The organism is Paraburkholderia xenovorans LB400 (assembly GCF_000013645.1).
Classification (GTDB): domain Bacteria; phylum Pseudomonadota; class Gammaproteobacteria; order Burkholderiales; family Burkholderiaceae; genus Paraburkholderia; species Paraburkholderia xenovorans.
Window position 1 is genome coordinate 744,931 of record NC_007952.1, and the last position, 26,850, is coordinate 771,780.

The 26,850-nt window shown below is 63.7% G+C and carries 20 protein-coding genes; 14 read left to right on the forward strand and 6 right to left on the reverse strand.

What is annotated here, in order from left to right:
• The first annotated feature begins 120 nt into the window (after positions 1-120).
• Entirely contained in the window at positions 121-942 is an 822-nt protein-coding gene (locus BXE_RS25280) for an alpha/beta fold hydrolase (RefSeq protein ID WP_011490969.1), read from the forward strand.
• On the opposite strand, the gene BXE_RS25285 is transcribed toward BXE_RS25280, so the two are convergent.
• Both BXE_RS25285 and BXE_RS25290 read right to left on the reverse strand, forming a co-directional pair.
• Positions 932-2,788 (reverse strand): ATP-binding protein, encoded by a 1,857-nt coding sequence (locus tag BXE_RS25285; protein ID WP_011490970.1) that lies wholly within the window; start codon positions 2,786-2,788, stop codon positions 932-934. The genes BXE_RS25280 and BXE_RS25285 overlap by 11 nt on opposite strands.
• 277 nt (positions 2,789-3,065) lie before the next feature.
• Complete coding sequence (locus BXE_RS25290) at positions 3,066-3,980, reverse strand: helix-turn-helix domain-containing protein (RefSeq protein ID WP_011490971.1); 915 nt, start codon at positions 3,978-3,980, stop codon at positions 3,066-3,068.
• A 314-nt stretch (positions 3,981-4,294) separates the two neighbouring features.
• On the opposite strand from BXE_RS25290, the gene BXE_RS25295 reads away from it, so the two are divergent.
• The 3 genes from BXE_RS25295 (at position 4,295) to BXE_RS25310 (ending at position 9,327) form a co-directional block, all read left to right on the forward strand.
• Positions 4,295-5,257, forward strand: a complete 963-nt coding sequence (locus BXE_RS25295; protein ID WP_407668637.1) for an MBL fold metallo-hydrolase — start codon at positions 4,295-4,297, stop codon at positions 5,255-5,257.
• A gap of 254 nt (positions 5,258-5,511) precedes the next feature.
• Positions 5,512-6,009, forward strand: coding sequence for a DUF3331 domain-containing protein (locus tag BXE_RS25305; RefSeq protein WP_011490973.1), 498 nt, complete (start codon positions 5,512-5,514; stop codon positions 6,007-6,009).
• 312 nt (positions 6,010-6,321) lie between these two features.
• Positions 6,322-9,327 (forward strand): ATP-binding protein, encoded by a 3,006-nt coding sequence (locus BXE_RS25310; protein ID WP_011490974.1) that lies wholly within the window; start codon positions 6,322-6,324, stop codon positions 9,325-9,327.
• A gap of 7 nt (positions 9,328-9,334) precedes the next feature.
• Here BXE_RS25310 and BXE_RS25315 read toward each other — a convergent pair whose 3' ends face one another.
• Positions 9,335-10,255, reverse strand: coding sequence for a LysR family transcriptional regulator (locus BXE_RS25315; protein WP_011490975.1), 921 nt, complete (start codon positions 10,253-10,255; stop codon positions 9,335-9,337).
• A 307-nt stretch (positions 10,256-10,562) separates the two neighbouring features.
• Between BXE_RS25315 and poxB the strand changes: the two genes are divergently transcribed.
• Both poxB and BXE_RS25325 read left to right on the forward strand, forming a co-directional pair.
• Positions 10,563-12,284 carry a ubiquinone-dependent pyruvate dehydrogenase gene (poxB, locus tag BXE_RS25320; protein WP_011490976.1) on the forward strand — a complete coding sequence of 574 codons (1,722 nt, stop codon included), beginning with the start codon at positions 10,563-10,565 and terminating at the stop codon, positions 12,282-12,284.
• A 198-nt stretch (positions 12,285-12,482) separates the two neighbouring features.
• A complete protein-coding gene (locus tag BXE_RS25325) occupies positions 12,483-12,920 on the forward strand; it encodes a PRC-barrel domain-containing protein (protein WP_011490977.1) in 438 nt (145 codons plus the stop codon).
• Positions 12,921-13,005: 85 nt separating this feature from the next.
• On the opposite strand, the gene BXE_RS25330 is transcribed toward BXE_RS25325, so the two are convergent.
• Together BXE_RS25330 and BXE_RS25335 are read right to left on the reverse strand one after the other, a co-directional pair.
• Positions 13,006-14,100 (reverse strand): CaiB/BaiF CoA transferase family protein, encoded by a 1,095-nt coding sequence (locus BXE_RS25330; protein WP_011490978.1) that lies wholly within the window; start codon positions 14,098-14,100, stop codon positions 13,006-13,008.
• Between the two features lie 11 nt (positions 14,101-14,111).
• Entirely contained in the window at positions 14,112-15,455 is a 1,344-nt protein-coding gene (locus BXE_RS25335) for an MFS transporter (protein WP_011490979.1), read from the reverse strand.
• Positions 15,456-15,774: 319 nt separating this feature from the next.
• On the opposite strand from BXE_RS25335, the gene BXE_RS25340 reads away from it, so the two are divergent.
• The 6 genes from BXE_RS25340 (at position 15,775) to BXE_RS25365 (ending at position 21,922) form a co-directional block, all read left to right on the forward strand.
• A complete protein-coding gene (locus BXE_RS25340; RefSeq protein ID WP_011490980.1) occupies positions 15,775-17,097 on the forward strand; it encodes a Rieske 2Fe-2S domain-containing protein in 1,323 nt (440 codons plus the stop codon).
• A gap of 26 nt (positions 17,098-17,123) precedes the next feature.
• The gene (locus tag BXE_RS25345) at positions 17,124-18,086 is read left to right on the forward strand and encodes a PDR/VanB family oxidoreductase (RefSeq protein WP_011490981.1); all 963 of its coding nucleotides are present in this window, start codon (positions 17,124-17,126) and stop codon (positions 18,084-18,086) included.
• A 61-nt stretch (positions 18,087-18,147) separates the two neighbouring features.
• The gene (locus BXE_RS25350) at positions 18,148-19,455 is read left to right on the forward strand and encodes a CaiB/BaiF CoA transferase family protein (protein WP_011490982.1); all 1,308 of its coding nucleotides are present in this window, start codon (positions 18,148-18,150) and stop codon (positions 19,453-19,455) included.
• On the forward strand, positions 19,452-20,633 hold the full coding sequence (locus BXE_RS25355; RefSeq protein WP_011490983.1) for a thiolase C-terminal domain-containing protein: 1,182 nt from the start codon (positions 19,452-19,454) through the stop codon (positions 20,631-20,633). Before BXE_RS25350 ends, BXE_RS25355 begins: the two co-directional genes overlap by 4 nt.
• Positions 20,630-21,088: a Zn-ribbon domain-containing OB-fold protein gene (locus BXE_RS25360; RefSeq protein WP_011490984.1), complete on the forward strand. Its 459-nt coding sequence runs from the start codon at positions 20,630-20,632 to the stop codon at positions 21,086-21,088. Before BXE_RS25355 ends, BXE_RS25360 begins: the two co-directional genes overlap by 4 nt.
• A gap of 78 nt (positions 21,089-21,166) precedes the next feature.
• Positions 21,167-21,922 (forward strand): FadR/GntR family transcriptional regulator, encoded by a 756-nt coding sequence (locus BXE_RS25365; protein WP_011490985.1) that lies wholly within the window; start codon positions 21,167-21,169, stop codon positions 21,920-21,922.
• 91 nt (positions 21,923-22,013) lie between these two features.
• On the opposite strand, the gene BXE_RS25370 is transcribed toward BXE_RS25365, so the two are convergent.
• Positions 22,014-23,243, reverse strand: coding sequence for a porin (locus BXE_RS25370; protein ID WP_011490986.1), 1,230 nt, complete (start codon positions 23,241-23,243; stop codon positions 22,014-22,016).
• A gap of 584 nt (positions 23,244-23,827) precedes the next feature.
• Here BXE_RS25370 and BXE_RS25375 point away from each other — a divergent pair.
• Together BXE_RS25375 and BXE_RS25380 are read left to right on the forward strand one after the other, a co-directional pair.
• On the forward strand, positions 23,828-25,210 hold the full coding sequence (locus tag BXE_RS25375) for an NAD-dependent succinate-semialdehyde dehydrogenase (protein ID WP_011490987.1): 1,383 nt from the start codon (positions 23,828-23,830) through the stop codon (positions 25,208-25,210).
• A gap of 557 nt (positions 25,211-25,767) precedes the next feature.
• A complete protein-coding gene (locus tag BXE_RS25380) occupies positions 25,768-26,817 on the forward strand; it encodes a porin (RefSeq protein ID WP_011490989.1) in 1,050 nt (349 codons plus the stop codon).
• Positions 26,818-26,850: the final 33 nt, after the last annotated feature.

Consider the following 26,850-nt stretch of genomic DNA (forward strand, 5'->3'; position numbering starts at 1 on the left):
CGTACGAATCTGAAAAATGCGGGCGATCGGAAAGAAGTGGCAACTGGCCGTCGGCAATACTCGATTGGCGTACAGGACGCCGGCATACGCCGGACAATCACCTCAAATGGAGCAATAGCAATGGCATACATCACCACCAAAGACGGTACGCAGATCTATTACAAGGACTGGGGTACGGGCCAGCCGATCACGTTCTCCCACGGCTGGCCGCTCGACGCGGACGCATGGGACGCGCAGATGCTGTTCCTCGCGGAACGCGGCTATCGCGTGATCGCGCATGACCGTCGCGGTCACGGCCGCTCGTCGCAGCCGTGGAACGGCAACGAAATGGACACCTACGCGGACGATCTCGCCGAACTGATCGAAGCGCTCGATCTGACCAACATCGTGATGGTCGGTCACTCGACCGGCGGCGGCGAAGTGGTGCGCTATATCGGCCGTCATGGCACGAAGCGTGTCGCCAGGGCGGTGCTGATCGCCGCCGTGCCGCCGATCATGCTGAAAACGGGAGCGAATCCGGGCGGCCTGCCTATCTCGGCGTTCGACGGCATTCGCGAAGGTGTGCGGAATAACCGCTCGCAGTTCTTCAAGGATCTCGCCGTGCCGTTCTACGGCTTCAATCGCCCGGATGCGAAAGTGTCGCAAGGCACGATCGATTCGTTCTGGCAGATCGGTATGCTCGGTTCGATCAAGGGGCTGTACGACTGCGTCAAGGCATTCTCCGAAACCGACTTCAACGAAGACCTGAAGAAGGTGACGGTGCCGGCACTGGTGCTGCAAGGGGATGCCGACCAGATCGTGCCGCTCGACGACTCCGGCAAGCTGTCGGCGAAGATCATGCCGAACGCCACGCTGAAGATCTACGAAGGTGCGCCGCACGGTCTGTGCACCACGCACGCGGATCGCGTGAATGCGGACCTGCTGGCGTTCATCAAGTCGTAATGAAGCAGGCCGGCGGCGCCATTGCGGCGACCGCCGGCGCATGCGGTTCGTGCGGCTCGTGCTTCTCCTGTTTTTTCGGCACGGGATTGGGTGCGCGTTGCGTCAGCGCCAGCGCCGGCAACGGCTCGCGAACAGCGCGCGACGCCGCGTCCAGCGCGGCACGCACCCGCTGTTCGCTCGCCGCACTCACCGTTCCGGAAGGCTGCCTTTCCAATGCATCGACCGCTTGCGCGGCGCGTGCGCAGCATTCTTCGAACAGGCCGGCATCCAGCAACGCATCGGCGAGATTCGACGCCAGTTCGATTCCGGTTCGCGGGTCGCCATCGGCGGAAAACACCCAGTCGAAAGCGACGCGCGCGTCGTCGAGCGTTGGCTGAAGATCATGCGCACCGGCAGCCTGGTTTTCGCTGTCCCGCCTGTCGCCGGACAGCCGGGCCTGGACGCAGCGCGACACATAACGCGCGTTGCGCGCAACGATCTCCCGCAGTTCACCTTCGGCCTTGAGCTGTTCCAGCGCGTAGGCGCGGGTCGATTCCGACAGCCGGTATTTCGCCGCGGCGCCCACGAACTGGACGCTCACGAGCGACTTCGCCACCAGTTCGGTGATGCCGCCAATCGCATTCGCCATTGTGTGTTCCTCGTCGCACACCACTGCGCACATGGACTCGAAACAGAACGTGCCGCTGAATAACGCAAGACGGCGGAACACGGCGCGCGTAACGGGATCGAGCAGCGCGAAACTCCAGTCGAACGTTGCGCGCAAAGTCTGATGGCGCGGCAGCGCGGTGCGGTAACCGCCCGCCAGAATTGCCATGCGGTCGTCAAGCCGTCGGTACACGCCTTCCACGCCGAGCGCGACGACGCGGGCCGCCGCCAGTTCGATCGCGAGCGGCATGCCGTCCAGCCGGCGGCAGATCTCGCCGACCAGCCGCAACTCCGCGCTGCCGGTGGCCACGGTTTCCTGCAACGAATTGGCGCGCAGAAGAAACAGGTTGACGGCGGAGCATGCCAGGATTTCCTCATCGCTCGCATCTGGCGGCGGCACATCGAGCGGGTCGACCCGGAACACCGTCTCGGCCATGATGCGAAGCGGCTCCCGGCTCGTGACGAGCACCCGCAGGCGTTCGTTGCCGGCCACCAGCGCGTCGGCGATTTGCGCCACCGCGCCCACCACGTGCTCCGCGTTGTCGAGCAGCAGAAGCCTGGGCTTGCCGGCGAGCGCCGCGGCCACGCGCGTCACGTCGGTCTGCGTACCTGGGAGAACCAGCCCACAGCTCTCGGCAATGGCGCAGAGCACGCTTTCGTGCGTGGTCAGGGCGGCGAGCTCGACAAAGCAGACCGGATCGGCGAACTGCGCCGCGCTATGGCGGGCCGCCTCGATGGCGAGCTGGGTCTTGCCGATACCGCCCGCGCCGGCCAGCGTCAACACATGCGCGTGCCGCAGCATCGCGCGGATCAGTTCCACCTCGGCGGCGCGCGGCAGCAAGCCGGACTTCGGCGGCGGAAGGCGGCGCGCCAGAGAGACCTGCGAATTCGCTTCGCCGGGCAGAGCATTTTTCTTGCGCTGCAAAAGCTGATAGCCGCGGCCGGGCACGGTCAGGATCAGGTCGCGATCCGGCCCAAGCACCTTGCGCAGTGCGGACAGGTGAACCTGAATATTGTTTTCTTCGACAATCGTGTCGGGCCAGACCGCATTCATCAACTCGTCTTTCGTGACGAGACGGCCGGCGGCTGACGCGACCACGGCAAGGATGTCGAATGCGCGCGAACCGAGGCGCACGACTTCGCCGTCACGCCGTAAATTGCGCATCTCCAGATCGATCTGAAAGCGGCCTATTTCCATCATGGCGTCGACAGGTTGAGGATAGCGGGCGAACTACGGAGAGCGCATAGGCGGGCCGGCGAAGAGGAGAGAGAGGGTCGCGTGGGCCTGGCAGGAGTAAAAGTACCGCGCCCCGGCAAGCATGTCTTGCACGTTAGTGCGATGCTTTGTAGGAAAGTCTATTGTCGTGATTGGGGTCGTGTTCGGGGGCGTGATCGGGGGCGTGTTCGTGGGCATGTTCGTGAGCGCGGCGGCGCCTCGCCCGGCTGTTTTCCAGACGTACCAGGCGCGCGCGCTTCGCCTAGCTGCGGGCGAGTCGCCGCCAGCTTCCGGGCGGCGTGCCGACCAGTTGCGTGAAGGTGCGCGTGAAGTGGCTCTGATCGGAGAACCCGCAGGCAATGGCGATCTCCGAGAGCGACGCGTCGGAGCTGCGAAGCAGATGGCGCGAGCGTTCAATGCGCTGTTCCAGCAGCCACTGGTGCGGCGTGCGATTGGTGGTCTCGCGAAACGCGCGGATGAAATAGCTGCGCGACAGGTTGCACGCACTGGCGATCTCTTCGAGCGAGACGTTGTCCTGTGTCTTCGCGAGCAGCATGTCTTTGGCGCGTGTTTCGTGCAGACTCGAAAGCCGCCTGCCCGGCTTGACCGATTGAGCGGGCGCGCCGCCATAATGATCGACCAGATGGGTGCCGATGGTGACGCCGAGTTGCTCGATGAATAGCGGGCTCGCCTGGCTCTCGCGATCCAGCGCCAGTGCGAGAACCTGCGCGAGGTGGCCGAAGATGGGATCCTTGCCGCCCGGCTGCGCGGAGAAGCCGGTCATATGCGAGCCGCTTCGTTCGTAACCGGTGTTCGTGATGAACGCGCGCGAGAATTCCACCAGCACGAAGTCGAATGCGCCATGCAGATCGGCGCGGTAGTCCTCTTCGAAATTGCGGATATAGACCGAGTCCTTGTCGAACTCGTGCATGGCCGAGCGGTTGCCCGAGATGATGCGGCGCCGATGGCCCGCGCTGAGCGAAACACCGATCAGCACGCCGCGATCGGAGGCCGGCGTGGCGACTTCGCTGGTCTTCTCCTGACGGCGGCACTTGCGATAAAACGTGAAGTCGCCGGCTTCGAGTTCGATATCCTTATGCAACTGGTTGGAAAGACAGCCCAGCGAGTCTTTCTTGCGTGCGGCCGTGAGGGGGGCAATTTCAGTCTGGTTGAACATGATCCGTCACCTCGGTTCGTCGCGCTACATTCGCATGCCCGTTCGCGTTGCCAAAGTCGAGAGATGTTTTTTATATCCGGCGGAGTTCCGCGATTATCTCGGAAATTATTATCGTTGAATATTTATTTTCGTTCAGCGTCGAGTGCCGCTATCAGAATTCGATGAATGTTTGCTCATACGAACCGCCGATTACCGCCCCTCAGGACAATTAATAAAAATTAGCACCGGTTTGGAACGCGCCGTCGTATGCTTTTTTCACGATTGCACCAGGCACGGGAAACGGAATGTCGGAACTGATTCAGCGCAGATGGCTCATGCACCTTGGCTTGTGGTGTGCACTTTTTTTGAGCGTTTCCGCGGGCTTGGGGCCGCGCGCCGCGCTGGCCGCCGCGCCGCAGGTGAGGACACAGGGCGCGGGCTTTTACCGGATCATGGTCGGCGATTTCGAAGTGACCGCATTGCTCGACGGCACACATCCCTTTCCGATCGATACCGTGGTTCAGGGCGTGCCGAAGTCCGAAATCGCGCAGGACCTGTCGCGCGACTTTCTGCCGGCGCCGGTGCAGGGATCGATCAATGCGTTCCTGATCAATACCGGTGCGAAGCTGATTCTGATCGACTCCGGCGCGGGCGTGCTGTATGGCGACTGTTGCGGCCGGTTGGCCGGCAATCTGCGCGCCGCGGGCTATCAGCCCGAACAGGTCGACGAGGTCCTGCTCACGCATCTGCATAAGGATCACGTGGGCGGTGTGATCGCGAACGGCGCAATGGCATTTCCCAACGCGATGGTTCGAGTCAGCCAGGTCGAATCAGACTACTGGCTGAATCCGGCTAACAAATCCGCTGCGCCCGCTTTTCTCGATTCGTTTTTCGACGCCGCGATCGCGTCTGTCGCGCCGTATGTCGCGGCCGGCCGCTTCAAGCCGTTCAGCGGCGACGTGGAACTCGATCCGGGCATTCGAGCGGTCGCGCTCCCCGGTCATACGCCGGGTCACACCGCGTATCTCGTGCAGAGCGATTCGAAAGATCTGCTCGTGTGGGGCGACGTCATTCATGTGGCGGCGATCCAGCTGCGCAACCCCACGGCATCCGTCGAATACGATACCGACGCCGCCGCGGCGCAACGCTCGCGCCGCTATGCGCTCAAGTTCGCAGCGGACAAACATTATCTCGTCGGCGCCGCGCATATTGCTTTTCCCGGGTTGGGGCATATCAGGAAGAACGGTAGCGCGTACGACTGGGTGCCGGTCAACTATGAGGCCGAGCCGGGGCATTGAACCCGACACTCGCCCGCGAAACCGCGAAACCGCGAAACCGCGAAACCGCGAAACCGCGAAACCGCGAAACCGCGAAACCGCGCCGGACCTGCTCGGCTCTGGCGAAACGCCTCCGCCGGGTTCGGGCAATGTGCGCGTTGGATATCGTGCGGCGGCCGGATGAGTCAGGCAAGGGCGACGGCAGACGATAACGGCTTTGCCGGACTCGTCGGCCGCGTCGCAAGGTTCACTGCCAGTTGATGGGAGCAAACACGATGCATAGCGAAACCTGTTTGACGCCGCGCGGCGAGGCCAGCCGGGAAGCATGTTGCGCACCGCGCGAGCCGGCCGACGCGTCCCCGGACGGACTGCGCTCCTCGGTGTGGGATCACGTGATTCACGCTCTGTTGCCGGGCTATCGCGGAGAAAGTGGAGAAAGCGGAGAAGCGTCCCGCGAGCGGCGCACGCCTCGCATGGCCGCTTGCGTGCCGTCGCCGCATATCCAGGTCGAGGTGATCGAGCGTCTGTCCGAAACGTCGGTCGCGGTGCTCTGGCAGGATGCGACCCGCTGCCGCTACGACGACCAGGTGTGGATCAGTTGCCGCGCCCGCCAGAAGGGCTACTGTGCGCTGAGCGGAGCGGTGATCCGGCGTGACGATCTGATCTACAAGCCGCGAGTGCGGGCGAGCATGCCGGCCAACGCTGCCGCGATGATTCTCGCCTCCGTGGTCGAGCAGATGTCCGCCCTGACGACAGCGGACGATGCGCGTTAGATCTTCAGCAACCGTGCCGCGTTGCCGCCGGGATACGCAGTGAGCGCGGCTCACTTTCTCCCGGCTCCTGCCCATTGATCGACCGCTTCGGCACGCTTTGACGTTCACGCAATTCAGGCGCGAGCCGGCGCGTCACGCGCTTTCTCATTGTGTCCGCTTAGTGCAAAAAATTTGAACAATAGGTTCAGTTTTTTCCGCGCACGCCCCTCTCCCATTGAACTAGACTTCTGGGACGCCACGCCCGGCGGCGATTCTGCAGTTTCTCCGTTCCTCTCCGTTGTCTTTCTCATCGTCGCGTCCTGGATACTCCGCATGATTTGCATTGGCCCGCTTCAGGTGAACATCGACCGTCGCGAAGTGTTTCTCGATGGTGCACCTGTGCGGATCGGCGGACGTGCGTTCGACATGCTTGCCGTGCTGATCGCCGCGAACGGCGGCCTGGTGTCGAAGAACGAGATGCTCAGGCGGGTCTGGCCGAATGCGATCGTCGAAGAGAACAACCTGCAGGTGCATATGTCCACGCTGCGCAAGCTGCTCGGCGAAAGCCGCGGGCTGATACAGACGGTATCGGGACGCGGCTACCGGCTGGTGCAGAGCGCGTCGGCGCCGGCCGCGTCGGGCGAGCCGCGCGCCGCCGGATCGAATGCCGCCGATGGACCCGTGGACCTCCCGCAAGGCGCCGGTGTCCAGAACAATCTGCCGGTCCATTTTTCCCCGCTGATCGGACGCGACAAGGCACTGGGCGATGTCTCGCAGGCGCTCGCCGCCACGCGCCAGGTGACGCTCGTCGGTTCCGGCGGCATCGGCAAGACGCGCCTCGCGGTCGAAGTCGCGCGTGGCTTGCTGGCGCGTTTTCCGGACGGCGTCTATCTGGTGCCGCTCGCATCCACTTTCGACGCAGGCAGCGTGCTCGCGGCGTTCGCGGCGAGCGTGGGCGTGAATCCGGCCATCGGTCCGCTCACGCTCGCGCGCGTCGGCAAGGAACTCGGCGAGCGGCGCGTGCTGTTCGTGCTGGACAACTGCGAGCATGTGCTCGGCCCCGCGGCCGAACTCGCCGAAACCTTGCTCGGCGTCGGCCCGGAAATCTGCGTGCTGGCCACGAGCCGCGAGCCGCTGCGCATCATGAACGAGCATCTGTACTGGGTCGCTTCGCTGCAGGTGCCCGGTCAGGACGATCAGAGCCAGGCGGTACTGCAATGCAGCGCCGTGGAGTTGTTCCTGGCGCGCGCCCGCGCGATCGACGCGCGTTTTTCGTCCGATGAAAAAAGCATTCATCTGACCGGCACGGTGTGCCGCCGGCTCGACGGCATACCGCTCGCCATCGAACTGGCGGCGGCACGCGCGGCGATCCTCGGTATCGAAACGCTGGCCGGCCATCTGGACGACCGCTTCAATATGCTGACGGGCGGCAACCGCACGGCCTTGCCGCGGCATCAGACCCTGAAGGCGACGCTCGACTGGAGTCATGCGCTGCTCGACGACGCCGAGCGCACCACGCTGCGCAGGCTCGGCGTTTTCGTGAGCAGCTTTACGATGGAAGCGGCGATCGCCGTTGCCGGCGATGGGGCGCTGCATGAAATCGACGTGGTCGCGGCGGTGTCGGGGCTGGTCGAGAAATCGCTGGTGGTCACGCGCATGGAGCGCGGCAGGGCGACCTATCGCCTGCTGGAAACCACACGCGCCTACGCCATGCAGAAGCTCGACGATAACGGCGAACGGCGCTTCGTCACGCTGCAGCATGCCCGCTACTTTCTGGGCGTGCTGGAGGTCGATGCGCCGCGTCGCATCGACCCGGCGCTCGCGCTCTCCGACGGTTGGCACGACCGCATGCGCGCGGTGCTCGACGACCTGCGCGCCGCGCTGACCTGGGCCTTGTCGCCGAAGGGCGACGAGGCGCTCGGCGAGACGCTGGCCGTGAAATTCGTCTTTCTGCTCTACGAACTGTCGCTCGTCGACGAATGCCGCGCGTGGGCGCAACGCGCGCTCGACACGGTGGCCGCCGCGCAGCAGGGTTCGCGTTCGACGCGTCATCTGCGTGTGCGCATGCAACTCCATGCGGCGCTTGCCGCGGCGCTTGTCTATGTCAACGGACCGAATCGGGAGACCTTCGGCATCTGGTCGGAGATTCTGGCCTCGGCGATCGCGCTGGGCGATCATGTGTTCGAGGCACGCGCCTTGTGGGGCATGTGGAATGCGAGCCAGTCGTCCGGCGCGGCGCGCAATGCGCAGGCGTTCGCGCGCCGCTTTGCCTTGCTCGCCGCCGAGGTGGGCGACGTCGCCGGAACGATTCTGGCGCACCGGCTGCTCGGGACCGCGGCGCATTACAGCGGCGATCAACAGCAGGCGCGCGCATCGCTCGAACAACTGCTGCAACACGGCGGGGAATTACAGCATGGCTTGCCGCTCGGGCAGTCGGTGGATCAGCGCCTCGTCGGCCATGCGACGCTCGCACGCGTGCTCTGGCTGCAGGGCTTGCGCGATCAGGCGCTGCGGCTCGCGCAAGACAGCGTGAGCGCGGCATGCGATCAGCAGCAGGCCATTGTCACCTGCTATGTGCTGGTGGAGGCGTTGGTGCCGCTGATGCTGCTGTCGGGCAAATGGGAACGCGCGGCGCAAGCCATTGCGTTGCTGCGGGACACCTCGGCGCGCGCGGGCCTGAGTGTGGCGCAAGCCTGCTGCCGTTGCTTCGACGAGTATCTGCGCTCGGTGCAGGACGGCGGCGCGCAGCACCTGCAAGCGTTCCGCGCGGCGCTGGACGATCTGGAGTCGCTCGACTTCGGCGCGCCGCGCGCGATGCTGGCCGGACAATACAGCCTCGCACTCGGGCGCGCGGGGCGGCGCGAAGAGGGCATCGCCACCGTGGCCGGCGTGCTGGCGCGCTGCGACGAAACCGGCGACCACTGGTACGCCGCGGAACTCCAGCGCATCCACGGCGAATTGCTGTTCATGAGGCAGGCGGACATGCCGCAGTCCGAAATGGTGATGCGCGATGCGGAGGCGTGTCTGGTCGCGGCGCTGGAGGTGTCGCTGGTGCAAGGCTGCCGCTCGCTGCAACTGCGCGCCTCGACCAGTCTCGGCGGCCTCTGGCAGATGCGGGGCCGAAGCGCGGACGCCGCGAAACTATTGCAATCCGCCTGTGCGAGAGTCACCGAAGGTCTCGACTGGGACGATTATCAGGCCGCCGCGCATCTGCTGCGGATCGCGACATCGGACAGCGAAGCGCGCGTTGCTGTTCCGATGATCTGCGCATCGGCCTCCCGCCGTGCGGCGGAAACGCTCGACGCCGTGCCGCCGCGCCGAATCAGATCGGCCGGCTGACCGGCGCTCAGCCGTGCAGCATTCTCTGTTGCGCGACTTCGTCGATCAGGTCCGGCCGGTCCAACTGATCGACCCACCAGCGCAGCGCCTTGCCGGTTTCGTCGCTGCGCCACGCGAGAAAGAAATGCGTGACGTTGCGCATGCCCAGCACTTCCTTTTGCACCAGTTCGCCCCGGCTCAGCGGCTCGGCGGCCAGACACTCCGGAATCGTGCCCGCCGCTAGCCCCTTGATCTGCGCGGCGAGCTTCGCCTCCAGCGTCGGGACCGTCATGACCTCCTGGTTGGCGGCGAGCGCGATGGTGCGCGGCGCGAGCTTGCGCGACGTATCGCCGATCGCCACTGCGCGATGCCGCGCAACCATCTCCAGCGTGAGCGGTCCCAGCGCCGCGGCGAGCGGGTGATGCGGCGCCACCACGAACACATGGCGCAGCGAGCCGATCGGTTTGGCGATCAGATTGGGGATCGGCGGCGGCTCGCCCGCGGCGCCGACCACCAGATCGGCGCGGCGCGTCAACAGCGCGTCCCATGAGCCGCCCAGCACTTCTTTCGACAGATGCAGCCGCGTGTCCAGCTTCAGCTTGTAGAACGCGTCGACGTGATCCCATAGCAGATCGAACGGAATGATCTCGTCGATGGCGACATGCAGCTCCGACTCCCAGCCATGCTGGATACGTTTTGCCTTGCACTCGAGATCTTCGGCCGCTTCCAGCAGACGCCGCCCTTCCTCCACGACCACCCGTCCCGCATGCGTGAGGATCGCCCGACGGCCGCTGCGGTCGAATAATTTGACGCCGAGATCGAGCTCCAGCTTCTGCACCAGATACGACAGTGACGACGGCACCTTGTGAAGCTGTTCCGCCGCATTGGCAAAGGTACCGGTTCGATCGATGGCATCGAGCACCTGCAGAACTTCGAACGAGAGATTCATGTCGTACAGCCGGATAGGAGGAGGTACGTCAGCATACTGGAATCCCGGCTTCCCGCGAGTGCCGCGCGCGAGGGCCGGCGGCCTTTCAATCCGCTTCTGTGAACCTGAACCGACTGTATGGTGCCCGCATCATTAAGGTGTTTTCAGCGCTATTTCAGGACATTTTGCGGATACTCGCCTCGTTTAAAAGGATCGGCAAAGGCGTGCCGCGTCGTTTCCCATGACGTTTTCTTCCGGTCTTCCCGACCGCGGTTCCGATTCTCCGGCGCGCGGTCGTTCCGCCACTACCGTGAAAAAGGAGTCAAGCATGGCCAGCAACACCATTGCCGCTTATCTCGCCCGCACGCTCGCCGCAGCGGGCGTCCAACGGATCTGGGGCGTGACGGGCGACAGCCTGAACGGACTCGCCTACAGTCTCGATCAGGTCGGCTCGATCCGCTGGATGCACACCCGTCATGAAGAAGCGGCCGCCTTCGCGGCCGGCGCCGACGCGGCTTCGAGCGGGCGCCTCGCGGTGTGCGCCGGCAGTTGCGGACCGGGCAACCTGCATCTGATCAATGGCCTGTTCGATTGCCATCGCAATCACCAGCCGGTGCTCGCGATCGCGGCGCATATCCCGTCGAGCGAAATCGGCCTCGGGTACTTCCAGGAAACGCATCCGCAGGAGCTCTTCAAGGAGTGCAGCCACTATGTCGAACTGGTGTCCTCCGCGGCGCAGTTTCCGCGCGTGCTGGCGCGCGCGATGCGCACCGCGGTGGAGGAGCGCGGCGTTGCGGTGATCGTGCTGCCGGGCGACGTGGCCTTGAGCGAGGGACCGTCCGAAGCGCCGTCGTGGACGGAAAGCGCGCCGCCGCGAATCGTGCCCGCCGAAGCCGATCTCGATCGGCTCGCGGCGCTGCTCAATGCGTCCGACGCGGTCACGATCATGTGCGGCAGCGGCACGCAGGGCGCGCACGACGAAGTGGTCGCGCTTGCCGACACGCTCGGCGCGCCGGTGGTTCACGCGTTGCGCGGCAAGCAGTTCATCGAGTACGACAATCCGTACGATGTCGGCATGACCGGACTGATCGGCTTCAGCTCGGGCTATCACGCGATGATGTCGTGCGACACGCTGCTGTTGCTGGGCTGCGACTTTCCCTACCGGCCGTTTTATCCGCCCGACGCGAAGATCATCCAGATCGACTGGAAGGGCTCGCAGCTCGGCCACCGCGCGCCGCTCGCGCTGGGCCTCGTCGGCACGGTGAAGGAAACCGTCGCGGCCACCTTGCCGAAGCTACAGCGCAAGACCGACCGCGGTTTCATCGACAACGCCCGCAAGCACTACGCGTCCGCGCGCAAGGGGCTCGACGATCTCGCGACGCCGGCCGGCGCGGGCCGCCCGATCCATCCGCAATATCTGGCGAAGATGATCGACGAGTCCGCGAGCGACGACGCGATCTTCACTGCCGACGTGGGCACGCCGACCGTCTGGGCCGCGCGCTATCTGACCATGAACGGCAAGCGCCAGTTGCACGGCTCGTTCAACCACGGCTCGATGGCCAACGCGATGCCGCAGGCACTCGGCGCACAAGGCGCGCATCCGGGGCGCCAGGTCGTGTCGCTGTCGGGCGACGGCGGCCTGTCGATGCTGCTCGGCGATCTGCTCACCGCGCGGCAGCTCGACCTGCCGATCAAGGTGGTGGTGTTCAATAACAGCCTGCTCGGTTTCGTTTCGATGGAGCTGAAGGCGGGCGGCTATCTGGACACCAACGTCGATCTCGCCAAAACCGATTTCGCGGCAATCGCGAAAGGGGCGGGTATTTTCGGTCTGCGTGTCGAAGAGTCGGAAGACGTGGCGGGCGCGTTGAGGCAGGTGTTCGACCATCCCGGCCCGGCGCTGCTGGACGTGGTCACGTCGAAGCACGAACTGGCCATGCCGCCGACGATCGAGCTCGCGCAGGCCAAGGGCTTCAGCCTCTACATGATGCGGGCGATCCTCAACGGACGCGGCGACGAGATCGTCGAGCTGGCGCGCACCAACTTGCGCTAGCCGTGCGGACGAGGTTGCAGTGAAACGGGGCGCCTGGCATTCCAGGCGCCTTCCTGGTGCAACGTGCGCATGCGAAAGCATCGCGGCGGCAATCGGTTCATGGTAACGGTCGGCACGATCTCGGCAGCGGCACGTCAGATGTCGTCACCGTGTTGTGATTCATTTTTTTCAACAACGCATTTCACGGAGAAAATCATCATGAAGGCAAAGTGGACACTCGTATTTCTGGCGGCGTCGGCGTTCGGCGCGGTGTGCCAGCAGGCAACCGCACAGGTAGCGGGCGCGCAGCCGATCGGCATTACCGTCGAACAGGCGCAACTCGTCGTGGAAGGCTGGAGCGTCAAGAAGAGCCTGCTCGGCAAGAGCATCTACAACGACAGCGGCGAGAAAGTCGGCGTGCTTCACGACATCATCGTCGCGCCGGACAACGCCGTTTCCTTCGGGATCGTGGCGGCTCACCAGTTCCTCGGCGTGTCCCAGCACGACGTGGCGGTTCCGATGTCGCAACTGGACTATGCGAACGGCAAGCTCGTCTGGGCCGGCGCCACGCGTGAGGTGGTCAAGTCGCTGCCCGTGTTCATCTATTCGAAGGTTCGCACGGTTCCTATTGCCCGCAAGGACTACGGCCATCATTGATGGATGAGTCCCGCGCGGCGGGCGGCGCGGGCGGCAATCCCGGGCGCGGCGCGGCGGAGCATGTCCCCCGAAACTCCGAAAGTATTCAGCGCTGCGCCATTGCGTCTCGCCACCCTTCAAGCACTATCTTCGCGCTGCTGACCTCGGATATCTTTGCCGGGACCGCCGGCGTCCGGCTCAAGCGCGGCGCCGGTGCCGGCCGCAGCATGCCGCTGTCGATCCGGTAGCTTCGACGCGCGGCCATATGCTCATGCCTCGCTGCTTCATCCAGGCTGAGAACCGGGCTCACGCACGCATCGGAATTCCGGAAATGCGCGGCCCATGCGTCGCGCGTGCGGCTCGAAAAACACTCCGCCAGCGCGGCGCGGATCACCGGCCAGCGCGCCCTGTCGGATCGCGGCGGCAGACTGTCGGACGAAATATCGAGCTGCGTCAGCAGCAGTTGCCAGAACGGTTCTTCGATCGCCCCCACGGCGACATAGCGATCGTCCAGAGTCCGATACGTGCCGTACCACGGCGCTCCGCCGTCGAGCAGATTCGTGCCGCGCGAGTCGTGCCACTGACCCAGCCCCCGCAGCTTGCAGAGTAGCGACATCAACGTGGCCGTACCGTCCACCATCGCCGCGTCGATCACCTGACCCTGGCCGCTATTGCGCGCTTCCCACAACGCGCAGAGCGCACCGAACGCGAGAAACATTGCGCCGCCCCCATAGTCGCCGATGAGGTTGAGCGGTGCCACCGGCGCGCCATGCGCAGGGCCGATTGCATCCAGTGCGCCGGCAAGCGCGATGTAGTTGATATCGTGCCCGGCAGTCGCGGCGAGCGGGCCAGTCTGGCCCCAGCCTGTCATGCGCCCGAACACCAGGCGCGGATTGCGCGCGAGGCAAACGTCGGGGCCGAGCCCGAGCTTTTCCATCACGCCGGGACGGCTGCCTTCGAGCACGATGTCGGCATGCCCAACAAGTTCAAGCGCGGTATCGCGATCCGCGGGAACCTTCAGATCGAGCGGCACGATACGGCGTCCGCGTTGCATGAAGTCGTCGGCGTCGGTGCGCATACCCGGACGAGCAATCTGCACGATGTCCGCGCCCATGTCGGCAAGCAGCATCGTACAGAAGGGCACGGGGCCTAGTGCGCTGAACTCGATCACGCGCACACCAGAGAGGGGACCTCGTTTCATCGTTATTCCTGTCATGCGCGGGAGGCGAGGCGCCGGCCGGCAAAGAATACGCACACCGACGAGAGCACGAAGAGAATCGCCACCACGATCATGCCGGCGGCGAGACTATGCGCCTGCTGCTGCACGCGGCCGATCATCATTGGAACGACCCAGCCGCCCAGGATCGCGCCGAACGAACTGATAACCGCGATCACGGCGGGTTTGGCCCTGGCAGGCAGATACGTTTGCGGAATCGACCAGAAGATCGCCAGTGACGCGTACACACCGATATTGGCCAACGCGAAACCGAACAGCGCGACGGCGAGCGTGCCCGACATGGCGACGGTGGTGTAGCCGACTGCTGCGATCAGCATGGCGGCGACCGTGTGCAGCACGCGCTCCTTGCTGCGATCCGAGCGGCGCGACAGGAACGTCATGCCCACTATGCCTGCGAGCGGCGGCAGCGCGGTGACGAAGCCGATGATGCTGAGCGGCACGCCCGTGTGATGCAATATCTGTGGAAGCCACGCGCCGACCGTCGCGTTGCCGGAGAAGATGCCGACATATCCCAGCGTCAGCACCCACATCTCAGGGCGGCGCAGCAGCGTCATGACGCCCGCGGGCACGCCGTGAGCGGACGGCGCGTCGCCGCTCTCGAGCTGTTTCGCGAGCCAGCTTTTCTCGTCGGCCGAGAGCCACGTCGCCTGATGCGGCCTGTCGGTCAGATAGAACGCGCCGAAGATGCCGAGCATCACGGCGGGCAATCCTTCCAGCAGGAATAGCCACTTCCAGCCCGGCACGCCCCATGCGCCGTCGAGTTGCATGATCGCCCCGGACACGAGCGACGAGACCACATACGCGGCCGGAATCGAGTAGGAAAACATCGCGTTGTAGCGCGCGCGATGCTGCTGCGGAATCCAGTAGCTCAGAAACAGAAAGACGCCAGGGGTCAGTCCGGCTTCGGCAATGCCGAGAAGCGCGCGCACCGTATAGAAGCTGCGCGGTCCGGTGACGAACGCCATCGACATGGTCACGAGGCCGAACAGTATCGCGATTCGCGTGAGCGTGATGCGCGCGCCGAACCTGGCCAGCGCCAGGTTACTGGGGACTTCGAATAACGAATAGCCGAGAAACAGGATGCCGACGCCGACGGCATACATTTGAGGCGTGAGGCCCAGTTCCTTGTTCATCGAGAACGACGCGAAGCTGAGGTTGCCGCGATCCAGCACCGACACGACATAAAGCGCAATCAGGTACCACATCAGGCGTCGTCCGACGCGCGACACCACCCGGGTGCCGTCGACATCGGCGGCGTCCGCCAGAGCGGCCACCCCTGGCGCCGAGGGCGCGATAGGGGACTGGGACGACAGGCTCATGTTCATCTCCTCTTGTTATGTTCCTCGTTTGGAGGGACCAATTTGGTTGGATCAATATAGAGCGACCGCGCAAAGTGGCAAAGCCCGGGAAATCCCTGAAAGCCTGCGGGACGCAGCCGGAGGAACAGGAAAGGCCTCGTGATGCATAAAATAAAATGCATAAAAAACAGCTATTTGAGCGGGTTTTATGATTTTTCATGAATCCCGGCACGACACTGCCAAACCTCGAAAAGACCTCTCCATAAAAAAATTGACGGTTGACCGCCTCGGGATTCTTTATATAATTGGTCCCACCAATTTGACTCTCATGGAGACGGTCATGCTTTCCCACGAAGACAACGAGACCCTGGTGCGGGTCGGCCCCGGCACGCCGACCGGACAATTCATGCGCCTTTACTGGCTGCCGTTCCTGCCGTCGTCGGATCTGACCGTCGACGGCCAGCCGCAGCGCGTGCGTCTGCTAGGCGAAGATCTGATCGCGTTTCGCGACAGCGAAGGGCGGGTCGGTCTTGTCGATCATGTCTGCCCGCATCGCGGCGCGCCGCTGGTGTTTGGCCGCAACGAGAACTGCGGATTGCGCTGCGTCTATCACGGCTGGCAGTTCGGCGTGGATGGGCAGGTGATCGATACGCCCGCCGAGCCCGCAGAGAGCCGGCTCAAGGACAAGGTACGCATCAGGAGCTATCCGTGCCGCGAACGCAACGGCATCGTTTGGGCATACATGGGTGAGGCCGATGCAAACGCGCTGCCGCCACTGCCGAATCTCGAATGGAATATGGTGCCGCTGGAGAACGTGCACTTCAGCTTCCGCGTGCAGGAATGCAACTGGCTGCAGGCGGTGGAAGGCGAGATCGATTCGGCGCACGCGCCGATCCTGCATGGCCGCATCGACTCGCAAGGCGCGATCAACGAATGGACCGCCAAGCGCGATCTGCGTCCTGTGTTCGAGTGCCAGCGGCGCGAGTTCGGTATCAGCATCGCGTCGCGCCGGGTACTCGACGACAGTCACCACTACTGGCGCGTCAACCAGTTCCTGTTTCCGTTCTACACGCTCGTGCCGCCGCAATCGAAGTATCCGGAACTGAGCGGCCACGCATGGGTGCCGGTCGACGACGAAAACACACTCTGCCTGATGTTCTCGTACACGCCGGCCGCGCCGCTCTACGAGAAAACCCGCAAGCTGTTCGAAGACGGCCACGCGGGACGCGAGACCGGCCACGCGAGTGCGCACGCGTTCGCGCCGCGACCGGTCACGCAGCCGTATGCGAAGTACTGGACCCGCTTCAACCTCGAATCGGCTTTCCAGTTCGATTACGACGCGCAGACGAAAACCTGGTTCTCCGGCCTGCCGGGCTTGTGGGTGCAGGACGCCGCATGCCAGTCGGGCGTTGCGCCGATCTACGACCGCCGCAAGGAAAATCTCGGCATCAGCGATACGGGCGTGGCGATGACCCGGCGCCTGCTGCTCGAAAACGTGCGCAAGTTGGCGTCCGAACGTGTGTCGCCGGTGCGGGTGGACGATCCGGATCTCTGGATGGTGCGTGCCGTGTCGTTGACGTTGCCCGCGGGCGCGCCCTGGCAAAGCGACGGCGCTGAACACATGCGCGCGCGCCTCGGCGCCGATTTCGGCTACACGCCCTGAGCGGCCGCTTGCGAGAGTTCGACATCATGTCTCAGCACAACGCCGATCGTATCGACGTCCGTCTCACGCAGATCCGTCTGGAAGCGGACGACGTGGCGTCCTACGAATTCCGGCCCATCGGTACGCCCGTTTTGCCGGCCTTCGAAGCCGGCGCGCACATCGACCTTTATCTGCCCGAGAACCGTGTGCGCAGCTATTCGCTGGTCAACGCTCCTCATGAACGCCACCGTTATGTGATTGCCGTGCAGCGCGAGGCGGCCGGTCGCGGCGGCTCCGCATGGATGCACCGCACGCCGCGGGTCGGCGACCGCTTCACGATCGGCGCGCCGATGAACGACTTTCCGCTGTGCGAAGCAGCACGGCAATCGGTGTTCATCTGCGGCGGCATCGGCATCACGCCGATCGTTTCGATGATCAGGCGTCTCGAGCGCACCGGCGCATCGTGGCAATTGCACTATGCCGCGCGCGAGCGCTCACGTGCGGCGTATGCAGACGATCTCGCGCAGATCGACGAAGCCGGCTCGCGCATCACCATGCATCTGGAAAGTGAAGGTGGGCGGCTCGACTTGCGGCGTGTGGTGGAACGCGCGCCCGCGGACGCTCACCTGTATTGCTGCGGACCGCGCGGCATGGTCGACGCGTTTATCGAAGCATGCGCGTCGCGGCCTCGCGCGCAGGTGCACTTCGAGCGTTTCGCGGCCGCGAACGAATCGGCAACGGCCGGCGGCTTCGACGTGGTGCTCGGGCGCGACGGCAGACGTATTCCGGTCGCGCCCGGGAAGACGATCCTCGACACGCTGCTGGATCACGGCGTCGACGTCCAGTACGCCTGCTCGGCCGGCGTGTGCGGCACTTGCCGCACCGGCGTGATCGACGGCGTGCCCGATCATCGCGACGATTATCTGACCGACGAGGAGAAGGCGGGGAACCGTGCGGTGATGGTGTGCTGTTCGGGTTCGTTGTCGCCGACGTTGGTGCTCGATCTCTGATCGTCAACCGAACACGAATCACTGATAGAAGGTGCGCCGCGCGCATCGACGAGGAGACTTCATGCTTTCCAGACTGGTCAATGAATTTCCCGAGCACGAGCCGCGTCCCGCCAATGCGCCCAAGGCGCTCGCCGGCATTCGCGTGGTCGACTTCACTCACTTTATCGCCGGGCCGTTCGCGACGATGATGCTGGCCGACATGGGCGCGGAGGTCATCAAGATCGAAGCGCCGGGGCGCGGCGACGAGTTCCGTTATTACCCGCCGGCTCATCCCGAGGACGCCAGCATCGGCGGCCCCTATCTCTGGGCGAATCGCAACAAGCGCAGCATTGCGCTCGATCTGAAATCGGCGGAGGGACGACGCATCGCGCGCGAACTGGTCGCGACGGCGGACATCGTGGCGGAGAATTTTTCGACCGGCGTGATGGAGCGTCTCGGTCTGAGCTACGAAGCCTGCCGCGAGCTGAATCCGCAGGTGATCTACTGCTCGGTCTCCGCTTATGGACGCGAAGGTGCGTTCGCGGACCGGCTGGGATTCGACCCGATCGCGCAGGCCGAGAGCGGATTCGTGTCGATGAACGGCTATCCGGATCGCCTTGGCGTGCGTGCGCTGTCGCCGGTAATGGACATCAGTACGGCAATGATGGCGAGCAATGCCATGCTCGGCGCGCTGGTCGCACGCGAACGCACCGGCAAGGGCCAGGCTGTCGAGGTTTCGCTGTTCGACAACGCCGTGCTGATGACCGGCTACGCGACGGTGCAGCATCTGTTCACCGGCGAGGAGCCGCGCCGCCACGGCAATACGAGTCCGGATACGTGTCCGTCGGGCGTTTTCAAGGCGGCGGACAAAGCGTTCTACATCAATTGCGGTAACGACAAGATATTCCATCGGCTTGCCAACCAGGTGCTGGAGATGCCCGAACTGGCCGCCGACCCGGTGCTTGCCGATCGCAACGGCCGCATCGCGCGGCGCGACGAACTGTTTCGTATCCTCGACGAAGCGTTCATTCGCCACCCTTGGGCGCATTGGCAGCAACGCATGCGAGCCGCGTCGATCCCGTGCGGCGAAGTACGTACGGTCGGCGAGGCGCTGCGTTCGCCGGAAGCACGCGAGCGCAAGCTCGTAAGCCGTCTTGAACATCCGGAGCTCGGCTGGCTGCCGAATATCAATCTGCCGTTCCGCTTCAGCGAGACGCCGATCGACGATCCTTCGCCCGCGCCGCGCGTGGGCGAACACAGTCGCTCGATTCTGACTGAGGTGCTGGGTTACTCCGGCGAAGGCGCGGATGCGCTGCTGCGAAGCGGCTCGGTGTATAGCTGCGATCAGGTGGTTGCCGCCGCGGGCGGAGCCGAGGTCTCCGCGTCATGACGGAGCGCACGCTACGCGGGCAGGTCGCGGTAGTGGGCGTCGGCGAGAGCGAATACTACCGTGCCGGCCACGCGCCGGACCCGGAATTCAGACTTCTGCTCAAGGCGGTGCTGGCGGCGTGCCGCGATGCGGATATCGACCCGGCGGACATCGACGGCTTCGCCTCGTTCGCCGACGATCGCAACGACGCGGTGCGTATCGCCACGGCGCTCGGCGTGAAGCGCTTGCGCTCCACGACGATGCAGTGGGGCGGCGGAGGCGGCGGCTGTGCCGCCGCGGTGGCCAACGGCGCGGCCGCGATCATGAGCGGCATGGCGCAGTGCGTGCTGGTCTATCGCGGGCTTGCGCAGGGACAGTTCGGGCGCTTCGGCCAGGCGGCGCCGCGTGCGTCCATTTCTGGCGAGATGGCATATCAGATGCCGTATGGCGTGCTTGCGCCGCCACAGAAGTTCGCGATGAAGGTGCAGCGTTTCATGCACGAACACGGCGTGCGCCGCGAAGCGCTGCGCGCGATCGCGCTCGCGTCCTATCAGCACGCGCAGGCCAATCCGCGCGCGGTGATGCACGGCAAACCGCTGACCGCCGAAGCGTACGACGCATCGCGCTGGATCGTCGAGCCGTTTCGTCTGTTCGATTGCTGCATGGAGAATGACGGCGCGGGCGCGTTGCTGCTGGTGGCCGCAGAACGCGCGAAAGACTTTCCACATCGGCCGGTGTATCTGCTTGGCGCGGCGAGCGGCGGTGACTGGCGAGCGGCCGCCTCGCCGCACAACGCGCCCCATTACGCGAGTGCCAACTATAGCGGCGTTTCAGGCGATTTGTACCGGATGGCGCGCGTGTCGCCCGCGGACGTCGGCGTGGTGCAGAGCTATGAGAACTTCACCGGAGGCGTGGCAATGGCGCTGAGCGAGCACGGGTTTTTCCATCCCGACGAAGCCAACGATTTTCTAACGCCGGAGAATCTCGTCGCGCCGTCGGGCAAGCTGCCGCTCAACACGAGCGGCGGCAATCTTGGCGAATGCTACGTGCACGGCTTCGAACTGGTGATAGAAGCGGCGCGCCAGGTGCGCGGCGAGTCGACCAGTCAAGCGGCGCGGCATGACGTGGCGCTGGTGATCGGCGGCCCGATGGTGACGCCGGCAAGCAGCCTGCTGTTCGGATCGGCGGCAACGTTATGACGGATTCATCCGCGTCGCCGACGTATCTGCCCGCCGGACTTCCCGCCCCGGTGCCCGAACCGGACGGCTTGTCCGCGCCATATTGGGCGGGTCTGCGGGAAGAAAAGTTGCGCGTGCAGCGTTGTGCGCACTGTCGCACCTGGCAATTCGGGCCGGAGTGGATCTGTCACGGATGCCGTACCTTCGACCCCGCGTGGCATGAAGTGGCGCCGCGCGGCCGCATCTTCAGCTGGGAGCGCGTCTGGCACCCGTCGCACCCGGCGCTCGCTCAAGCGACGCCGTATCTGGTGGTGCTGGTGGAATTGCCGCACGCGGGCCATGTGCGCATGCTCGGCAACCTGCTCGGCGATCCCCGTCAGCAGGTCGAAATGGGCGCGGCGGTGACTGGCGTGTTCGAGCATCATGCCGAAGCCGCGACGCCTTACAGTCTGCTGCAATGGCGGCTTTCGACGTGAAAGTACCGGAAGGTTTGGGCGGGGGCTGTCTGTATAATCGCCAGTTACCGTCCTTGCGACTTTCTTCTTTTCAGCCTCATGCAATTAACGCCTCCCGCTACACGCGAATCGACTTCACGCTCGGAGCTCGTCGGCAAGATGCTGGCGTTCTTCAAGGAGCGCGGCTACGAAAGCGGCGAGCGGCTGCCGTCCGAGCGCGCGCTGGCGGAGCGCTTTGGCGTGGGCCGCAACGCGTTGCGCGAAGCGCTCTCCACGCTGAGCGCGCTGCGGGTCATCGAATCACGTCCGAACTCCGGCATCTATCTGCGCCGCATGTCGACGGACAGCAGCTTCGAGACCATCGTGATGCTGACGGAGATGGGCTCCGAGCCGTCCATGAAAGAGGTCAAGGAGACACTTGAGGTCCGCTGGGCGTTAGAGATGCGCACGGTACAGCTGGCGTGCGAGCGCCGCACGGAAGGCGATCTGGACAGTCTCGCATCGGTAATCGACGCGACCCAGGCCGTGCTGTCGAACAAGGGCAACATCTCGGTGCAGGACACGGCATTCCACATGGCTCTCGCGCGCTGCACCCACAACGAGGTGCTGGTGCGGCTACTCAATTCGTTCTACCGGATTTCGGAAAGCCGCCGCTTTGCGCTGTTCGCCGACCCCGAGCGCGGTGAGATCTCGGCAGTGCAGCACGCAAAGCTCTACGAAGCAGTGAAGAAGCGCGACGTGAAGAAAGCCATCGCATTGATGGAGACGCATTTCTCGCGGGCCGTGGAAGCGTGGAACGAGATTCTCGGCGAAGAGCCGGTTTCAGGAACAAAACGGACAGGCAAGACGAAGTAAAAGGCACGCGGACAATGCGCGTCCCACGAAGCGAACAAAGCCGGCTCGACGGGAGCCGGCTTTTTTTTCGTGGTGCGCCTGTCTTCGCCGATCAGAACGTGTGCAGTATGCCGAGACGTACGAGCAGTTGATGATCGCTCGCCGATGGCGTCAATTGTGTGATCGACGCGACGGCCGTCTGGCCGAGAGAATCCGTCCCGCTTGCTTTCTGATAGATGGCGAGCGCATACAACTCGGTGCGCTTGGACAGGAAGTACGCGCTCGACAGCGTTCCCTGCTGATAGGTCGCGCCGTCATACACGCCGACGCTCGCTTTACGCGTGTAACTGTACGCAGCGTTCACGCTGAAGGCGGGCGTGAATGCGTAACTCGCGTTGACTTCGCCGTTGTTGAAAACAGCGCTGCCCGCATAGTGCAAGGTGTTCGGTCCGGCGCTGGTGTCGCCGAGGCCGCCGAAGCCCGCATGCGAAATGGTCGCGCCGATGCTTGCCGGGCCAATGTGATACTTCGCGCCTGCGATCAGCAGTTGCAGCGTGGCGGCGGATGCAAAGCCCGCATAGATCGGATTTGACTGACCGGCGGTAGCCGAGCCGAATGAGCCGAGGTTATTGGCCGTGTTGCCGCCCGAATTGCCGGCCGTGCCGAAGTACGACAGATTCGGGTCGCGTGCATTCAGGTAGCCCGCGGCTGCGGCAAACGGTCCGTTCGCGTACGACGCGGCGAGTGCCCATACCTGGTTGCGGGCCGTCGCCCCCGCCACGCCGCCCACCGCATACATGCCGCCCAGCGTCACGCCCGCATACGGCGTGCTTCTGAATTTGACCGTGTTGTCGATGCGGATGGAGTGGCCGAGATCGTCGAAATCGTCGGGGTTCGCGCCCATGTGGCCGGGCACTTCTCCGGCTTCCGAAAGCGGCGCGAGCATGTCGCTGACGATGCTGTATTGCCGCCCGAAAGTCACTTGCCCGAATGGATTGGCGAGGCCCACATAGGCCTGGCGGCCAAACTCGAGGCCGCCCTGCGCGAGACCGCCGGTGTTGATGTTGAAGCCGTTTTCCAACGTGAAGATCGCGCGTAGCCCGCCGCCCAGATCTTCGCTCCCACGCAGGCCCCAGCGACTGCCGCCGATTCCCGTTGCGCCGTCCGACATCGCATATTGGTGTTTGCCGGCGAGCGCGCCGCCGGCACGGCCCGTCTGCACGTTACTGACGTAGTTGAACCCCTGGTCGATCAGGCCGTACAGCGTTACCGAACTTTGCGCGTGAGCCGCGGAAGCGGTCGTGCCGGCGATCGCTATCGCCAGCAGCATGGGTTTCTTCATTGTGTCTCCGGATTTCCGATCGAATGTCGTATCTGTGAATGGCTTTCAGTGGATGAAGCAAAATTGGCTCCATCAAATTGGCCCACCATAAGTGGCGGGGCCAATCGTAACGATGCACGATTCGTGCTGTCAATCCTGAGGACAACCCTGGTGGGTGATGTCGGCGCACGGCGTGCGCTTTGGCCAGCGAAACCCAGGCGGGTTTCATGCCCGATTTCTTCCTGACGGATGACTGACTTCCGGCACCAGTCCTTCCAGATTGAGGAGCCTGGCGAGCACGCCGAATGCCGCATGGCGGGCGTGCTTCTGGCGAGGAAAGCGGCGTCGATTGACGTGGGTCAAGAGGCCGAATCGCAGCGTGCGATATTGATTCGGAAGGTCGTGATTTATTGCGCGTCGAGGAGTCGGCGATCCGGCGAAAAACATGTCGCCGGAACGGGTGGATGGGCGACTCGCTCGCGCATAGTTGATGCCCGCGCGGCATCGTCATGCACCTACACCTGTCGACGTCAGGCCGGGCCCGAACGATTCAAATGCGCCACGGCGCCGTCAAATCAAGAACACTCACCCTGGAAGACAAGAACATGGCATACGCAAGCATCAACCCGAATAGTGGCGAGACCCTGAAGCGCTTCGACCCATTGACCGACGCACAGCTCGAACAATCTCTCGCGAGCGCTCAGGCATGTTCCCAGACGTGGAAGCAGACCACCTACGCTCAGCGCGCCGGGATCCTCAACAAGGCGGCCGCCCTGTTGCGCACTCATGTGGATGAATTCGCGAAGCTGGCGACGCTGGAAATGGGCAAGCGTATCAATGAAGCGCGAGGCGAGGTGAATTTCAGCGCCGATATTCTCGCCTACTACGCGAAGCATGCGGAAGCGTTTCTTGCTCCGATCAGACTCGAGCCGAAGATTGGCGAAGCCCATATGGAAAGCAGTCCGTTCGGCGTGCTCTTTTGCGTGGAGCCGTGGAATTTCCCGTATTACCAGTTGGCGCGAGTCGCGGGTCCGCAATTGATGGCCGGCAATGTCCTCGTGGTCAAGCACGCGGCCTGTGTGCCGCAATGCGCGATCGCGTTCGAAAAGCTATTGATCGATGCGGGCGCACCCAAAGGCGCTTATACCAATCTGCTGATCTCGCATGAGCAGGCCCAGCGTGTGATCGACGATCCGCGTATCAAGGGCGTGGCACTGACCGGTAGCGCCGCGGCCGGCAAAAGCGTCGCCGCGCGAGCCGGACAGAACCTCAAGAAAACCTCGATGGAATTGGGCGGCAGCGATGCATTCATCGTGCTGGATGACGCCGACCTCGAAAAGACGATTCCGTGGGCAGTGTGGGGACGTATGTATAACGGCGGCCAGACCTGCTGCGCAGCGAAACGCTTTATCGTTCTCGATTCGATTGCCGACAGGTTCCTTGAGAAATTCAAGGCGGCGTTGTCGGAACTCAGGCCAGGCGACCCGATGGATGAAAAGACCACACATGGTCCGCTTTCGAGCGAATCAGCGCTCGTTCAACTGCTCAAGCAGGTTGACGATGCGGTGGCGAACGGCGCCACGCTGTTGATGGGCGGCAAGCGGATCGATCGCCCCGGCTCGTTCATGGAAATCACCATTCTGACCGATATCAAGCCGGACAACCCTGCCTTTCGCGACGAGTTTTTCGGCCCGGTGGTGTCGTTCTTCCGCGTGAAGGATGAAGCCGCGGCGATTGCCTTGGCGAACGACTCCGACTTCGGTTTGGGCGGTTCCGTCTTCACAGAAGATATCGTGCGCGGCAAGCGGGTTGCGAGCAGCGTCGAGACGGGAATGATGTTCATCAACAACATCGACTGGTCCGATGCGGAACTGCCGTTCGGCGGGATCAAGGACTCGGGCTACGGACGCGAACTGGGCAACATGGGCATCCAGGAGTTCGTCAACAAGAAGCTGGTTCGCACCGCGCATCTCGACGCGCCGGTGTGAGCGAGATGCGGCGACCGCTCGCCGATATTCCGGAGAGGTGCCATGCATGACGGATCGAGAAGCCCGGGCTCTCGCGCCGTACCTTCACGGCACGCTCTGCGTCGGCATTTTCGATACTGACGGCGAGCCGTACAATATTTTCAGAGGATAACCGCACCGCGTCTGAGCGGAATAGCGGTTCACGCCCCCCGCGCTCCCAGGCAATATTCACATAATAGATCGCCCGCCACCCACTCCGCGCGGCGGTCTTCCCATGCCGGCAAATTTCCGGCAGCAAGCCTCCCCTTACGACACCGCGCTGAAAAAAATGACGAGCTCGGGCACGCAACGCGCGGCGAGAACGTAAGCATCCCACGCTTGGGATGTCCAGAAATATTTGTTGTGCTTCTCTTTTTTGTCGTTCTAAAGTCAACCGTCGAGCGCTTACTGGTTAATCGTGAGCACCTCACCAGGACGCGTTTCTTGCACACCTCGTTCAGGATATAAATCGACAAAGCCGCTCACGCTGGGATGCTTAGTAATCCGACATTAACCATTTACCGAAACGGGAATCTGAAATGCGCAAGATGGCTTTGGCTTGTTCCGCAGCACTCGTTGCACTTGGCACCGTGACAGTGACGCCGGCCCGGGCCGAGGTCACGCTGTACGGCATTCTCGATACGTACCTGGGTTATACGAACGCAGGCGGCAAGGGCGCGCAGACCGCGATGCAGAGCGGCGGTCTGTCGGCAAGCCGCGTGGGGATCAGAGGAAGCGAAGATCTCGGCGGCGGCCTGCGTGCTACCTTCGATCTCGAGAACGGCATTCTCACGAACTCCGGCGCGGCGACGGATTCCACGCTCGCCTTCAGCCGCAGTGCGTGGGTTGGTCTCGGCACGCCGTATGGTGAATTCCGTTTCGGACGCCAGAACTCGGTGCTGCTGCTGATGCACAGCAAGTTCGACGCGTTCTCCGGCGGAACGTACGGCTCGTTTCTTCACAACGCATCGACGTTCGTGTTCCGCTACGACAACATGATCACGTACTGGTCGCCGAACATCGCCGGGTTCACATTCTCCGCGGGTGCGAGCCTGGGCGGCCAGACGTCGCCGCATGACGCGTTGAATGCGTACGTCGGCTCGATCGATTACCAGCGCGGCCCCTTGTACCTCGGCGTCAGCCACGCGGAACAGAATGGCGCGAACGGAAAAATCAATACGAAGACGACGTTTGCCGGTGGCAGTTATCAGTTCGGCAGTTTGACGGGTTATTTCGGCTATTACCGCGGCAACAACCTCGGCTCGAATATCTCAACCAATGTCGAAGGCAAATATCACAGCGTCTATTCGCTATCGACGACCTACAGCGTCACGCCGGCGTTACGGCTCGCGGCCGGCGTCGGCTACGCGCAGGATAGTTCAGGCCAGCATAACAATGCGGGAGAAGTGAGCGTTGGCGCGTTCTACAGCTTCAGCAAGCGGACACTGGTCTATGGAACGCTTGAACGGCTCGTGAACCGCCACGGCGCGACCTATGCGCTGATCGCCAATGGGCCCATCACACCGAACACGCCGACGCGTGGAGAAGGCGTGACGGGTGCGCAGCTCGGGATACTGCATTCGTTCTGACGGCATGAAGGCGCAGTGAACGCCATGCGGATA

Excerpts from the sequence above, each read along its gene's own strand:
- BXE_RS25280 (WP_011490969.1), top strand. The coding sequence starts at position 121 with ATGGCATACATCACCACCAAAGACGGTACGCAGATCTATTACAAGGAC.
- BXE_RS25285 (WP_011490970.1), bottom strand. The coding sequence starts at position 2,788 with ATGATGGAAATAGGCCGCTTTCAGATCGATCTGGAGATGCGCAATTTA.
- BXE_RS25290 (WP_011490971.1), bottom strand. The coding sequence starts at position 3,980 with ATGTTCAACCAGACTGAAATTGCCCCCCTCACGGCCGCACGCAAGAAA.
- BXE_RS25295 (WP_407668637.1), top strand. The coding sequence starts at position 4,295 with ATGCACCTTGGCTTGTGGTGTGCACTTTTTTTGAGCGTTTCCGCGGGC.
- BXE_RS25305 (WP_011490973.1), top strand. The coding sequence starts at position 5,512 with ATGCATAGCGAAACCTGTTTGACGCCGCGCGGCGAGGCCAGCCGGGAA.
- BXE_RS25310 (WP_011490974.1), top strand. The coding sequence starts at position 6,322 with ATGATTTGCATTGGCCCGCTTCAGGTGAACATCGACCGTCGCGAAGTG.
- BXE_RS25315 (WP_011490975.1), bottom strand. The coding sequence starts at position 10,255 with ATGAATCTCTCGTTCGAAGTTCTGCAGGTGCTCGATGCCATCGATCGA.
- poxB (WP_011490976.1), top strand. The coding sequence starts at position 10,563 with ATGGCCAGCAACACCATTGCCGCTTATCTCGCCCGCACGCTCGCCGCA.
- BXE_RS25325 (WP_011490977.1), top strand. The coding sequence starts at position 12,483 with ATGAAGGCAAAGTGGACACTCGTATTTCTGGCGGCGTCGGCGTTCGGC.
- BXE_RS25330 (WP_011490978.1), bottom strand. The coding sequence starts at position 14,100 with ATGAAACGAGGTCCCCTCTCTGGTGTGCGCGTGATCGAGTTCAGCGCA.
- BXE_RS25335 (WP_011490979.1), bottom strand. The coding sequence starts at position 15,455 with ATGAGCCTGTCGTCCCAGTCCCCTATCGCGCCCTCGGCGCCAGGGGTG.
- BXE_RS25340 (WP_011490980.1), top strand. The coding sequence starts at position 15,775 with ATGCTTTCCCACGAAGACAACGAGACCCTGGTGCGGGTCGGCCCCGGC.
- BXE_RS25345 (WP_011490981.1), top strand. The coding sequence starts at position 17,124 with ATGTCTCAGCACAACGCCGATCGTATCGACGTCCGTCTCACGCAGATC.
- BXE_RS25350 (WP_011490982.1), top strand. The coding sequence starts at position 18,148 with ATGCTTTCCAGACTGGTCAATGAATTTCCCGAGCACGAGCCGCGTCCC.
- BXE_RS25355 (WP_011490983.1), top strand. The coding sequence starts at position 19,452 with ATGACGGAGCGCACGCTACGCGGGCAGGTCGCGGTAGTGGGCGTCGGC.
- BXE_RS25360 (WP_011490984.1), top strand. The coding sequence starts at position 20,630 with ATGACGGATTCATCCGCGTCGCCGACGTATCTGCCCGCCGGACTTCCC.
- BXE_RS25365 (WP_011490985.1), top strand. The coding sequence starts at position 21,167 with ATGCAATTAACGCCTCCCGCTACACGCGAATCGACTTCACGCTCGGAG.
- BXE_RS25370 (WP_011490986.1), bottom strand. The coding sequence starts at position 23,243 with ATGAAGAAACCCATGCTGCTGGCGATAGCGATCGCCGGCACGACCGCT.
- BXE_RS25375 (WP_011490987.1), top strand. The coding sequence starts at position 23,828 with ATGGCATACGCAAGCATCAACCCGAATAGTGGCGAGACCCTGAAGCGC.
- BXE_RS25380 (WP_011490989.1), top strand. The coding sequence starts at position 25,768 with ATGCGCAAGATGGCTTTGGCTTGTTCCGCAGCACTCGTTGCACTTGGC.